The 13,101-nt window shown below is 48.1% G+C and carries 12 protein-coding genes; 7 read left to right on the forward strand and 5 right to left on the reverse strand.

The features are described 5' to 3' along the window. Positions 1–112 precede the first annotated feature (112 nt). Positions 113–1,792 (forward strand): DUF4091 domain-containing protein, encoded by a 1,680-nt coding sequence (locus GON05_RS05250; protein WP_157318159.1) that lies wholly within the window; start codon positions 113–115, stop codon positions 1,790–1,792. Positions 1,793–2,172: 380 nt separating this feature from the next. Here the strand turns inward: GON05_RS05250 and GON05_RS05255 are convergent, their stop codons facing one another. Beyond that, a complete protein-coding gene (locus GON05_RS05255) occupies positions 2,173–3,684 on the reverse strand; it encodes a sulfatase family protein (RefSeq protein ID WP_157318160.1) in 1,512 nt (503 codons plus the stop codon). A 168-nt stretch (positions 3,685–3,852) separates the two neighbouring features. Between GON05_RS05255 and GON05_RS05260 the strand changes: the two genes are divergently transcribed. After that, the gene (locus tag GON05_RS05260) at positions 3,853–4,713 is read left to right on the forward strand and encodes an AraC family transcriptional regulator (RefSeq protein WP_181646427.1); all 861 of its coding nucleotides are present in this window, start codon (positions 3,853–3,855) and stop codon (positions 4,711–4,713) included. Positions 4,714–4,862: 149 nt separating this feature from the next. Here the strand turns inward: GON05_RS05260 and GON05_RS05265 are convergent, their stop codons facing one another. Further along, on the reverse strand, positions 4,863–5,666 hold the full coding sequence (locus GON05_RS05265) for an AraC family transcriptional regulator (protein WP_157318162.1): 804 nt from the start codon (positions 5,664–5,666) through the stop codon (positions 4,863–4,865). Between the two features lie 175 nt (positions 5,667–5,841). Here GON05_RS05265 and GON05_RS05270 point away from each other — a divergent pair, with 175 nt between their 5' ends. Further along, positions 5,842–6,666, forward strand: coding sequence for a phytanoyl-CoA dioxygenase family protein (locus tag GON05_RS05270; protein ID WP_157318163.1), 825 nt, complete (start codon positions 5,842–5,844; stop codon positions 6,664–6,666). A gap of 70 nt (positions 6,667–6,736) precedes the next feature. Here the strand turns inward: GON05_RS05270 and GON05_RS05275 are convergent, their stop codons facing one another. Continuing rightward, the gene (locus GON05_RS05275; RefSeq protein WP_181646428.1) at positions 6,737–7,579 is read right to left on the reverse strand and encodes a GNAT family N-acetyltransferase; all 843 of its coding nucleotides are present in this window, start codon (positions 7,577–7,579) and stop codon (positions 6,737–6,739) included. Positions 7,580–7,710: 131 nt separating this feature from the next. On the opposite strand from GON05_RS05275, the gene GON05_RS05280 reads away from it, so the two are divergent. Together GON05_RS05280 and GON05_RS05285 are read left to right on the forward strand one after the other, a co-directional pair. Continuing rightward, positions 7,711–7,932, forward strand: a complete 222-nt coding sequence (locus GON05_RS05280) for a hypothetical protein (protein ID WP_127449303.1) — start codon at positions 7,711–7,713, stop codon at positions 7,930–7,932. 81 nt (positions 7,933–8,013) lie between these two features. Further along, the gene (locus GON05_RS05285) at positions 8,014–9,153 is read left to right on the forward strand and encodes a stalk domain-containing protein (protein ID WP_157318165.1); all 1,140 of its coding nucleotides are present in this window, start codon (positions 8,014–8,016) and stop codon (positions 9,151–9,153) included. A gap of 72 nt (positions 9,154–9,225) precedes the next feature. Here the strand turns inward: GON05_RS05285 and GON05_RS05290 are convergent, their stop codons facing one another. Together GON05_RS05290 and GON05_RS05295 are read right to left on the reverse strand one after the other, a co-directional pair. After that, positions 9,226–9,681, reverse strand: a complete 456-nt coding sequence (locus GON05_RS05290; RefSeq protein WP_157318166.1) for a DinB family protein — start codon at positions 9,679–9,681, stop codon at positions 9,226–9,228. A gap of 45 nt (positions 9,682–9,726) precedes the next feature. Then, on the reverse strand, positions 9,727–10,608 hold the full coding sequence (locus GON05_RS05295) for a helix-turn-helix transcriptional regulator (protein WP_157318167.1): 882 nt from the start codon (positions 10,606–10,608) through the stop codon (positions 9,727–9,729). A gap of 128 nt (positions 10,609–10,736) precedes the next feature. On the opposite strand from GON05_RS05295, the gene GON05_RS05300 reads away from it, so the two are divergent. Further along, positions 10,737–11,714 carry a Gfo/Idh/MocA family protein gene (locus tag GON05_RS05300; protein WP_157318168.1) on the forward strand — a complete coding sequence of 326 codons (978 nt, stop codon included), beginning with the start codon at positions 10,737–10,739 and terminating at the stop codon, positions 11,712–11,714. A gap of 31 nt (positions 11,715–11,745) precedes the next feature. Next, positions 11,746–12,732 carry a Gfo/Idh/MocA family protein gene (locus GON05_RS05305; RefSeq protein ID WP_157318169.1) on the forward strand — a complete coding sequence of 329 codons (987 nt, stop codon included), beginning with the start codon at positions 11,746–11,748 and terminating at the stop codon, positions 12,730–12,732. The last annotated feature ends 369 nt before the right edge of the window (positions 12,733–13,101 follow it).

The following is a 13,101-nucleotide window of genomic DNA, read 5'->3' on the forward strand; positions in this document are numbered from 1 at the left end:
TAGCAAGGTAAACTGAAGCTGTATGATGATAATTCCATGTGGCCAACCCACTAGTCAAAAGTTACAGGAGTCATGTAAGCGCTATTTATAGTATAAGTGAAGGAGACCTATCATGCCAACGTTACAAGCGCAATTCGAGACACGCTGTCTTTCCTCTTTGGTGAAAGTTTTTGCAGACGAAGAGCTTCAAGCTGCAGCGTACCGCGCCGCCTCCGCCTTGCAAGGCGAAGTTTACTCCTTTCAAGTTGCCTATCGGAGCCAAGTTCACCTGCCTTTCTCTTTGGCGGTAACGTCAACTTTGCAAGAAGGTATCCGTCTGCGCAGTGTGCAGTTGGTGCCGGCTGAATTTCCCAACAACCCGAACCATGACGGAGACGTGCTGCGCGATACCCCGGGGCTATACCCGGATTTGCTCGTGCCTGTGCCGGATTCGGGGATGCTTAAAGCGATTCCCAAACAGTGGCGCTCGATTTGGGTCACGATGGAGGTAGGCTCTGACGTGCAGCCAGGTTCGCACACGGTAAGTATCGCTTTCGTCGACACGGCAGGGGAGACGCTATCGAGCGAAAAGTTTACGCTCACCGTGCTGCCTGCCGCACTACCGGAACAAAAGCTGCTCCATACGGAATGGTTCCACACGGACAGTCTGGTCGTCTATTACGGCTTAGAGGTGTTCAGCGAGCGATATTGGGAAATCGTTGAATCGTATGTGCAGACGGCAGCAGCGTACGGCTGCAATATGCTGCTGACGCCGATTTTTACACCTCCACTCGATACGGAGGTCGGTGGGGAACGTCCAACGGTTCAATTGGTGGACGTCTGGAAGAACGGCGAATCCTACACGTTCGGTTTCGAACGGCTGAAGCGCTGGGTCGAGATGGGGGACCGTAACGGGGTGAAGGTGTTTGAGCTCTCGCACCTGTTCACGCAGTGGGGTGCTAAGCATGCTCCGAAAATTATGGGCACCGTTGATGGCAGAACACAGCGCATTTTCGGCTGGGAGACGGATGCGGCAGGCGAAGCGTATCAGGGCTTTCTGGCACAATTTTTACCGGAACTGGTCGGTTTCCTCAAGGAAAATGACTTGTCGGAGCGCACCTATTATCATATCTCGGATGAGCCTACGTTCGAGCATTTGACGTCCTACAGCAGCGCCAGTCTTTGGGTGCGGCAGTTTATGGGGGACGTCCCGTCTCTGGATGCACTTTCCGACATATCTTTCTATGAACAGGGGCTTGTTCAGACGCCGGTTGTTGCGAGCAACCATATTGAACCATTTTTGGAGCGTGGAGTTGAGCCCTTATGGACCTATTATTGCTGCTCCCAATATGAAGCCGTCTCTAACCGCTTTCTCTGTATGCCATCTGCGCGCAACCGCATCTTAGGCTTGCAACTCTATAAATATAACATTGCAGGTTTCTTGCACTGGGGCTATAACTTCTGGTTCTCGCAATATGCCAAATTCCCGATCGACCCGTATCGGAATACGGATGCGCATTATGCGTTCCCTGCCGGCGACCCGTTTGTCGTGTACCCGGGACAAGAAGGAACACCGCTCGTCTCCTTGCGGTTGGAAGTGTTCCGCGAAGCGCTGCAAGACTTGCGAGCTTTGGAACTGCTCGGCTCTCTCATCGGCCGGGAACAGACGATTGCGTTGATGGAGGAAGGCGCTGCCGAGCCTATTACTTTTGCGTCCTATCCAAGGGACGAGGCGTGGTTGCTCGCTTGCCGGGAACGCATCAATGCGGCCATCGGGCAAGCTGCAGCGAGTGGCGTGAGAGCAGAACTTTAGATGCTGTCCGCCTAAGCTCGAGTTTGTAATTATCGAATTCGTGTCACCGCTCGGTACGAACAACTTGAGAAGTCTGTGGCACGAAAATGAAGTGAAAAGGCTGCCTCCGCTTGATTCAAGTGGTTTGGCAGCTGTTTTTTTATATGTTTTACGACGCTGTCCCCCTCATAGGGGAACTACAGGGCGTTATTTCACAGAAAAACACTGCGTGAACTGGTGAGGGGGAACTGTGGTCCGCTATTTTTCCATTTCTAGGAGAAATGGCTCTTCTTTAGCCGAAATAAGAGTCTGTAGTTCCCCCGCCACTCACGAACCTCCTATTTCGCCAATATAGCGTCCTGTGGTTCCCTTAAAAAAGTTCCACACAGTCGCCCAACTCGTTAAGCGCCCCAGATGCGCGGCATCGGCATCGATTCCTTGCCCAGCTCGGCCCAAATATACCGTAGCAGCAGCTCGGATTTGAGCGCAGCGTATTCAGGATCGTTCCACAGGTTTCGAATTTCACCCGGATCTTCTTGCAGATCAAAAATTTCACCGTAGGTTTGATTATAATACACGGTGATTTTGTATCGCTCGCCAACATACGTTTTCTGATGAATGGTCGTTGGCTCATGCCGGAATTCACAGATGGCGTGGTCGCGAGCCATGCTGGCTTTGCCGGTCCATACCCGGCTTTGGTCAACTCCCGTCATATGGTGAGGAATAGGAATTCCTGCCATGGACAGGAAGGTAGGCGCCAAATCGACGAGCGATTGGATGGCCGGCGATGTTCGACCCGCAGGCACATGTCCGGGATATCGAACGATAAACGGAAGCTTGATAAGATCCTCGTAATGAAAGCCGCCTTTATACTGCAGGCCGTGCTGGCCGAAGAAGTGTCCATGATCGGTGGTAAACACCACGATGGTGTTGTCGGCAAGGCCGAGTTCATCAAGCCGATCTAGGATACGCCCTATATATTTATCCATACAGCTGATCATGCCGTAGTAGGTTGCAACTAATTGCTTGCGCTCACTTTCAGGCAGCTTCGTATGTGAATGATACCCGTGTATACCAAACCCACTTTCACGCAAATGGGAAAAATCAGGCTCTGTCTCTTGCGTTAATCCGAAATGCGGTGGATTCCGATTATGCTCGCCAGGTGTAACGGTAGGAATCGTCAACTGATTCGGATCATACATCGTATCCCAAGGCACCGGAACGAGATAATCCGGATGAGGGTCAAAAAAACTGGACCACAAAAAGAAGTTCTCTTCTGAATTTTTGTACTGCTCTAGCAGCGCGTTTGTTCTTTCGGCGATCCAAGTATTGTAATGGTACTCCTCCGGGATATCCCAGTGATGCAGTTGGGAGGGATCCATCGTACCTGTTGGAGCGAGGAAATAATCTCTCCAGTTCGTACATCCTTTTTCCTCCATCCAAAGCGCATAATGTTGACCAACAAGGAATTCATTCGTATGGTTGCGAGCTAGCTCTACATGATCAAAGCCATAGAAATCTTGGTCGAATGTTCGCCAGAATTCAAGATCCTGCAGAAGCGGGACAGACTCAAGAGAAGAATAGGCTTCGGTTGCTCGCAGGGGCTGGAAATGTGCCTTGCCGACTAAAGCGGTACGGTAAGAGGCTTCTTGGAAATCTTCGCCGACCGTATGGCGGTCCTCGAAAAGCTTGGTGCCAAGTGTCCAAGCCCCATGCTGGCTGGGGTACATGCCGGTGATAATGGAAGCGCGAGTAGGTGTGCAAGTCGGATTCGGACAATACGCACGCGTAAACGTTGTGCCCTCCTGCACCAAACGATCCAGATTGGGAGTGGAGAGTTCAGAATTAAAGGCACCCAGGGTGTCCCAATGTTGTTGATCACTTGTGATCAAAAGTATATTAGGTCTTTTCAAAGTGTCTTCTCCTTTCTAATATGAAGATAAGAGTGATTGATTTAAGTATAAGATTGATGGGGATATAACTAAATATCAATATGTTTTTCACTTGTCATTATGTTGTATTCACTATGCTGTATTCATCTTGTCGTATTCATTATCTTGGCCAAGGAGGAACAAGAAGCCATGCAAGAACATGCGTTAGAATATGCGGATTATTGGTTTTCTCTGCCACACCCATTACAAACAGCGGGAGGCTGCTGGATTGTGAGGGCGGGACGGAATGAGGCAAAGCCTAATTATGTGGCAGGTCCCAAAGTGATTAACCAGACTAGCATTCACTGGATACTGCAGGGGAAAGTGAGGGTTGCCACCAACAATCGGACAATTGAACTTGCGAAAGGTGATTTGTTCTGTTTGTTTCCTAAACAAACGTATACGTACAAAACGATTCATGAATCAGATGAGAAACCGCTCAAAATGGCGTGGCTGGCGATGGAAGGCAATCAGCTTCCTCACCTTACAGCACAATTAGGGCTCACGACAGAAATATTCTGGTTGCAGCAGATTATCAACTCGGAAGTAGGAGAGGCTTTGCAGAATGTCCTCGAAGCGGTCAGTCAACCGGAAAAAGACGCTCTTCAAGAGCAAAGCATACTGTACAATTTGTTTTGGAAAATGAACAGCGCCTCCACGCTTTTAGTACGGGCAAGAAAGGCAGACTGGCTTGATGATGTGAAGGAGTATCTGGATTTGCACGCGACAGAACATATTCGAATTGAAGATGCTGCGCGTTTAGTTGGCGTTCATCGTTCCCATCTGTTCGCCTCCTTTCGCAAAAAATACGGCGTCTCGCCGCAGCAATATATACAGAAGATCAGACTCACGAAAGGGGCAAGCTTGCTGAAAGAAACAGCATTATCCGTAACAGAGATCGCACTATCGCTCGGATATCCGGAGCTGTATTCATTTACCCGCTCGTTTACCAAATACTTCGGCAGTTCGCCTAGCGCATACAGAGGGACTTCCAAAAGAATAATTTGCTAGAAGGAAAATAGGAGAGTGTTGCGTAGGAACAGCACGGTTTTGAATGTATCGGAGACTTTGGGAATGGCAAAAAGGCTGGGGGCTCCTTCATATCGGGCTAGATCTTATATTGGGCTGCCATCGCGGATATAAGCGGTTGGCAGCCTTTATTAGGTTAGACGGCGAAAAGCGCTGGGCGACAAACCGAATTTCCTTTTAAACAGCTTGGAAAAGTGAAATTCATCATAAAATTGCAAATGAGCAGCGATTTCTTTGACAGATAAGCTTGTTGTCTCCAACGATATCTTTGCCGATTCGAGTTTTAGATTCAACATATATTCGGTGGGGGATAGGCCTGTTATCGAACGGAAGCGGGAGAAAAAAGTCGTCCGTGACATGCCACTTTGGTCGATAAGTTCATCAACCCGGATGGCTTTGTCCAAATTTCGGTGGATGTAGATCATAATTTTATTAAGCTCTGTATGGCGGGCGGGAAGGGCCGCAGAATGCTCCTTAGCAAAAAGAAGCATCACTTCCTGTAAGATGATATTTGCAGAATACGCATATCCAAATGGCTCAGCAATCAACAGATCGATGATCCGTTCACAGTGTTGAATGGCATCGGCTGCTTTCCCCGTCGAAACCACCTTGTTTACGGGAAGCTGCAGAGCGTGTATGGCATCCATAGAGCTGAAATCAAGGAAATAAAATTTCCAGTCATTGTCCTGACATCTGTACGTAGTAGGTATCCCATCTGGTACAAAAAAATAAGTGCCTGCGTGAAACTCATAGTGCTGCTCATCTTGCGTAAGAAGCCCTTTCCCTTCATAGGTGATAAAAAGGCCAGGAACCTCAAATCCTTTTCCTTTCGTTATATGGTAGGAATCGTTAGCTTGCACTTTCCAGATTGAAATAAAGGATGCAAGAGGAAATGGTGTACTTCCTAAACCATACGGGATATTCATAAAGGACATGAAACGTCGTCTCCTTGGGGATTGTTCTAATCTACATTAGAAGTGGTGGAAAATAGCGAAAATGGTTCATCTATTTGTACAATTATACATGAATTTATGCTATCGATCCATGGATGGAAATACATATTTCCTCTACACTTAAATCAGATACAACAAGCAGAGGAGTGTATGGACAATGATGGTGAAGGTAGGAAATCGCGAATTAGAGCTGAATGGCGAGCAATTGACGGAGCTTAGAAGCTCCAATGATATTTTGCATGACAAGCAGGCGTTGCGAGAGCGAATGGAAGAAGACGGTTATTTATTGATCCGCGGATTTCATGAGAGAGATAAGGTGTTGGCAGCTCGGATGAGCATTTTGGAGAAAATGGCACAAATGGGCAAGCTGGATCGCGACACGCAGTTGGAAGAGGGTGTGATGGCCGACGGCAGCAAAACCATTTTCATGGGAGGCACAAATGAAGATCTGCCTGCCCTGTTGAATGTATTAAATGGTGAGCATATCATGCGCTTTTTCGACGAATTCATTGGGGAAGAATCGCTTACTTATCACTACAAATGGCTGCGTGCGGTAGGCAAAGGGGATTTTACCGGAGCGCACTACGATATTGTGTATATGGGCAGAGGAACAAAAAATGTCTACACCGTATGGTCGCCGCTTGGAGATGTTTCGTATGAAATGGGAGGATTGGCTATATGCCTGGGGTCTCACCGTTTCGAAAAATTGAAAGCATCCTACGGATCCAAGGATTCAGACCGCGATGGCATCGGCCACTACACCGATGATCCGCTTGTTATTACGGAGAAGTTTGGCGGTAAATGGGCAACCACCGAGTTTCAAGCTGGGGATGTGCTGATTTTCGGGATGTTTTTGATGCACTGTTCCCTTGAAAATACGACGAACCAGTATCGCATCAGTGTTGATGCGAGATATCAATCGGCCAGTGAGCAGGTTGACGAGAGATGGAGCGGCAAAAAGCCGAAGGGCCATTTTAAATAAAAGAAGAGGCTGTCTCCGAGTCAGAAATGACTTAGGAGATAGCCTCTTCTTTTTCCGCTGTGACCAGGTATCATTGGAATTGGATGACGATGGAGTCCATGATCGGTTCATATCCAATTTGCCTATAGACATAATTCGATGTTGGGTTGCTTTGATCTGCGTATAAGCTTGTTGTTTGATACCCGCGATTCAGCAGCCGTTGCGTATAGTCTGATACACAGTCGGAGGCGTAGCCTTTTTTTCTTTGATTAATGGGCGTGTACACGTAGGAAATGGTAATATTGTGCCTAGTAGGGCGAGTGGCCGTAGCCATGGAAACCAACTCTCCATTCACTTCCCATGCCACTAAATTTCCTTTATTAATCAGAAAGGTGGCTTTGCTGGAAGCGTCTTCCAGGCTAATAGCTTGATTCGTTTCCTGGCAGAATTGATAGACCCACTCTTTGATAACAGGATGGTCGCTAGCGATTACTCGCCGAAGTTTTCCGTTTGTTTGTAAGGTGTTTTTAACTTTTTCCAGTTTGTAAATGATTTGTTCCATGTGGACATTGGCAGATGTCCCCTGTGCTAGGGAAACATACCTAGCAAGTTCCGTGGTTACTTTCTTTTCGCCAATTAAACCCGGGATGGGTTGAACGGTCTGCACCAACTTTTCTCCAAGTTCTTGTATGTCCTGAGAAGATAGTGCCGTGGGTTTGGATAAAATAATTTGTTTGGGTTGTGTTTGGAGCAAAACCAATCCTATGTCATCATTTTTCCGTACAGCAGCCATGAAAAGAGGAGTTGTATCTTGCTCGACCAGAGATTGCAAAACACCTAGCAATAAATTGTTGGCGGCTTCATCTTGTTCCAAGAAAGAGCTCACCTCTTTTTGAAATGCGGTCACACTCTCATACTTGTCAAAACGTATCAACGGTACCATCCCCTTCGAAATAACAGCGATTATGAATAAAAGGTTAATACATCATAAGTTCCCACATATACTCAAGTAACATTTTGTAAAAAGCTGCTCGTTATTACCTAACCGAAGGTGAGGCTGTCGCTATGCAAAAGAGGTTGGAATCTGATGCGGATCTGTTTATCGCAGCTTTATCGCAAACACCGGTCTCTGTGCTGCAGACGGATGCTGAAGGAGTTTACTGTGAAGTAGACCGCGGAATTATTGAAAAGTTCACCAACAAATCCGTCCGCTTAAGCACGATTATGGATGAAATTGCTTATTACTACCGAGACGATGGAACTATTTTTCGGGTGGAAACGAACTAAAGTGTAGATATCTTGCGAATAATTTAATGTTAGGCGAAAGAATCTACAATATCAATAGGTAAATGGGAGAGTGACCATACAGTGGGTAAATGGAAAGCGGGAACCGTCGGCTTCGTTTGTGGCGCCTTATTCTTCTCAGGGCTTACTTACGCGGCGACGGATGCGGTCGGCATAGACGTTTATTTTCGGAAATTGCAGTATTATTTCGATGGTGAGAACAAGCAGCCGCCGAAGGATCTACAAGGGTTTATTTACAAAGATACCACGTACGTACCGCTAAGATTTTTGTCTGAATCACTGGGGAAACCGGTAAGCTGGGATGATGCAACAAGCTCTATCTATGTTGGGGACAAGCCGGTTCAGAATCCAACGTCAGGATCGGGAGCATTGCAAGTATTTCCAAAAGATAACCCATGGAATACCGATATTTCCAGTTACCCTGTCCATCAGAAATCGGCGCAGTACCTCTCCTCAATAGGCCTCAATACAAGTCTGCATGCGGATTTCGGGACGATGTGGGAAGGTGCGCCAATTGGCATTCCCTACACGATCGTAGGCGGGGATCAGCCGAAAGTCAATGTGACGTTCACCGACTATGGCGATGAGAGCGATCCCGGTCCCTATCCGATCCCGCCAAATGCGCCAATCGAGGGCGGACCTAACAGCGACGGCGACCGTCATGTTATCGTAGTTGATAAAGACAATCAATACTTATATGAACTATACAATGCGCACCCTACTGCAGACGGTTGGCAAGCTTCAAACGGCGCCAAATGGGACTTGAAATCCAACGCCTTGCGGACAAAATACTGGACGTCCGCTGATGCGGCCGGTCTGCCGGTTTTCCCTGGTCTCGTCCGGTATGATGAAGCTTCTACTGGTGAAATCAACCATGCACTGCGGTTCACCGTTCGCAAAACACAAAAGGGCTTCATCGCCCCAGCCACCCATTATGCATCGAGCAGTACGGACCCTAATCTTCCTCCTATGGGATTAAGATTGCGGCTGCGGAACGATTTTGACATTTCCGGCTACTCAAAGGCGAATCAAGCCATCCTTCGTGCGATGAAGAAATATGGCATGATTGTCGCGGACAACGGCAGTGATCTCTATGTCAGCGGAGCGCCTGATCCGAAATGGGATGACGATGACTTAAGCAAGCTGAGCAAGCTCAAAGGCAGCGATTTTGAGGTCGTGGACACCGGTCCGATTGAAAAATAGAAGTCTAGCGGGGCCAACAATAAAAAACAGCTGTCCAAAGTACCCTTTGAACGGCTGTTTTTTTGTTCTCGATTATTTCAGGACCTTCATCATCGCGGAGATCATGCCAAAATGATTGGCTTCATGCATGATACTGAAGTTGATTAGCTGTTCAATTGTTGCGGCTTTCATCATATTCTCCTTGACTGCAACGTCCAGCTTATCACCCAAGGATTCACGAATTTGGGAAGGCTGCTCTTTCAGCTGCGCGATGATCACATCCCACGCAGGTGGTTCTTCTTGCCAATCCGCAGGTTTTGTGCCATTGCCAAAAAAGGAGATATAGTTCGCCGGTACTAACGAAGGTTGTTCGGAAAGCGCGAAGATGAGGCGATCCGTCACCGCAAGTACGTGACCGATTTGCCAATGAATGCTGTTGTTAAACCCAACCGGCACGACATTTCTTTTGTCCTCAGGAAATCCTTCAACTAATTGCAGTAATCGATTACGGTATCTGTCTAATGCTCCGAATAAAAAGGTATCTCTCATTCTTATCCATCCTCCTGATATTATGAAATGAAACGGGATCGGTTTCTATTGTACCACTCGCAGCAGCTTCCTGACATATTCCTTCGGCGTGCAGCCATTATAACGTTTGAACAGCTCATAAAAATGAGCCATATTTTCGATCCCAACAGCAACGGCAATATCGGTGACAATATCGGTTTTGGTAATGAGCAGCTGCTCGGCTTTGCGAATCCGCTGCCGGTTCACATAATCCGTGAAGGAGACGCCAACGCATTTTTTGAAAAATTTAGAGAAGTACGTATAGCTCATTCCTGCGCTCCGGCTAACTTCTTCCATGTCGATTTTTTCCCCCAGATGGGCTTCGACATAATCGAGAATGGGCCTCATAACGGCCGCGTCCACAAAGCCGAAAGGCTGCAAAAGCTCACGACGGTCATGGCGCAGCAACGTTAGCAGCAAATGCTTAATGTGCATGCTCATAGCAATTTCATAGCCTTTGGTTTTGTCCATCATTTCGGCATGAATGTCGACGATAATGCGGCCGATTTCCTGCTTGGCGCGCTCATTTTCGAGAAACATATAGTTCAGGTCCTCGAGCGGGCGCACCATTTCCGAAAAATGCCGATAATACATCATCATCGCAGGATCAAAATAGGGCTGAAGATCGACGTGGAGCACGATGTACACGAGAGGTTCGTCTTCCGGCTTATGACTGTGATGCAGCTGGTTAGAACCGATAAGGACAACTTCTCCGGGAGAGAGGTAATAAAGATTGTCCGGCGTACGAATATCCAGCTTTCCTTCTTGCACGATAATCAGTTCCACCTCTTTATGGTAATGCCATTGCTGCGCAAGCTGTCGACTCTTCGGATTGGTGTTGGTGAACTGCCAAACCTTCATGCATAGGTGTTCATTCTGATAATAAATGGGTTCTTTGAACGTTTCCATAAGTAATACCACCTAATCATCACTGCAAATTTGGATATAAACAAGACAAACCCTGTCATTTTTGAAAAGCTGTCGAATCGGTATGATTGCTTTAATTAGTATACAACAATTGAAAGGGCGAGTGAGAGATGAAAGTAGCAGTAGTCGGCTGTGGCGGTATGGGTCAGTGGCATGCGAAGTGTTATGCGAAAATGCCCGGTGTAGAGTTGGTTGGCGTATGTGATGTTCAGCAGGAGTCTGCGGTAGAAGCTGCCAATAAAGTAGGGAGCGCAGCGTTCAGTTCATTTGAAGAGATGCTTGCGGCGGTCTCGTTTGACGTGGTTAGCGTCGCAGTACCAACCTTTGTACATAAAGAAGTTGTGCTTCAAGCCGCAAGAGCGGGGAAGCATGTTATTTGTGAGAAACCGGTTGCGCTTGATCTGGAAGATGCGGAAGAGATGATTTCCTGCTGTGAGGAAAATGGAGTTCGCTTATTCATTGGTCATGTCGTGCGGTTTTTCCCTGAATATGCGCAGATGAAGCAGCAGATGGATGCCGGCCAAATCGGCAGAGTTGGTGTTGCAAATGCCCGGCGCGTGGGCAGTCATCCGGGAGAAGCCAGACCTTGGTTTCTGGATGCTGACAAAAGCGGAGGCGTGATCGTCGATTTGATGGTGCATGACATCGATTTCATGCGGTGGACACTCGGCGAGGTCAAATCGGTTTACGGGATGAACAAATGTGAGGGAACGATGGATTATGCGCTGGTTACGCTCGTTTTTGAAAGCGGCGCAGTGGCTAATTTGGAGGCCTTCTGGGGATATCCGGGCTCCTTCCGTTATGCGGCGGAGTTCGCAGGCTCCGAGGGACTTGTCCGCACGGATAGCATGAGCGCGCAATCTTTGCAAATACGCAAGGCAGCACCTCCAGAGAGCGGGGGGAAAGCGGTTGAAATTCCGCAAAGTCCGAACTTCTTTGATCCGTATTACATTGAGCTTGAACATTTTCTGAGTTGTATCCGCGACGGCAGCGATCCGATCGTAACCGCTCAAGATGCATGCGAAGCATTAAGAATCGCCAAAGCTGCGCTTGACTCGATTCAATCCGGCAAAGTCGTGCTGCTGTAAAAAGAGCCAAACAATCAGGGAGGAACTTATCATGGATTTATTGAAAATTGGCATGATTAGCTTCGCGCACGGTCATGCATTCAGTTATTTTAATAGCTTACTAGAGCTGCCTGAGGTCAAAATCGTTGGGATTGCCGATGAAGTGACAAGCCGGGTTGAGGGTATCGCCCAGCGCCACGAAGTGCCGTATTATGCGGATTACCGCGACTTGCTCGCACAAGATGTGGACGCCGTGGTCATTTGCTCGGAGAATGTTCACCACGCCAAGCTTGTGATCGATGCGGCCAATGCGAAGAAGCACGTGCTTTGTGAGAAGCCGCTCGGCACGACAAAAGAAGAGATGGAGCAAATGATTGCGGCCTGCAAGCATAACGGCGTGCAGCTTATGACAGCATTCCCATGCCGCTACCTGGCGGCAGTCGTGCGGGCGAAAGAAGCCATCGAGCGCGGTGAGATCGGTGACATCGTCGCGATTAAAGGGACGAATCACGGAGGGAATCCCGGCGGATGGTTCATCGATAAAAGCTTGTCGGGAGGCGGGGCCGTTCTTGACCACACCGTGCATGTGATGGACTTGATGAACTGGTTCCTACAGTCCGAAGTGAAGGAAGTGTACGCTTATGCGGCTACGCTTTTCAGAGAAGAGCTGGAAGTGGAAGATGCGGGCATGCTGCACATCAAGTTTGAGAACGGCGTATTCGCGGTTCTGGATACGAGCTGGTCGCGTCCGAAATCGTTCCCGACTTGGGGAGACGTGACGATGGAGATCGTCGGCACACAGGGAGTCATCACCGTGGACGGCTTTGCGCAGAAGAACGACTTGTTCAGCAATGCAGCAGGTAAAGGGCAATACACCTTCTGGGGAGACAACATGGATGCGTTTATGATCCGTGACTTCGTCAAGGCGCTGCGCCAAGGCGAGCAGGTACCGGTCACGGGAGAAGACGGATTGAAAGCGGCACAAGTCGCGCTTGCCGCTTATGAGTCTGCCAAGCTTGGTCAGCCTGTGGCGATGTAGGATGTGAGTTCGTTTCATTTAGTTCCTTGGACTAGATGGAACGGGCTTTTTTTGTTATCGCTCGAGCGATTCCTGCCTGGTTAAGGGAACTACAGGGTACTATTTCATCGAAATAGGCTCTTTTTCGAGCGGAGGGGAACTGTGAGCCGCTATTTGTCTGGTTTTCAGAAGAAATCCGGATTAGGCGGTCAAATAAGGTCCTGTAGTTCCGCTTGAACGCGGAAACGGCTGAATGTGCCAGCATAGCGGCCTGTAGTTCTTCAAAGCGATAGAAATCGCTCGTTTTTACACACTTGATTATAGAAATCCAATACTCTTGATGTTTAGAAGAGAGGGAGATTGGAGCTATGATTAAAATGAGCAGTCAGG

The organism is Paenibacillus anseongensis (assembly GCF_009757995.1).
GTDB classification, from domain to species: Bacteria; Bacillota; Bacilli; order Paenibacillales; family NBRC-103111; genus Paenibacillus_E; species Paenibacillus_E chondroitinus.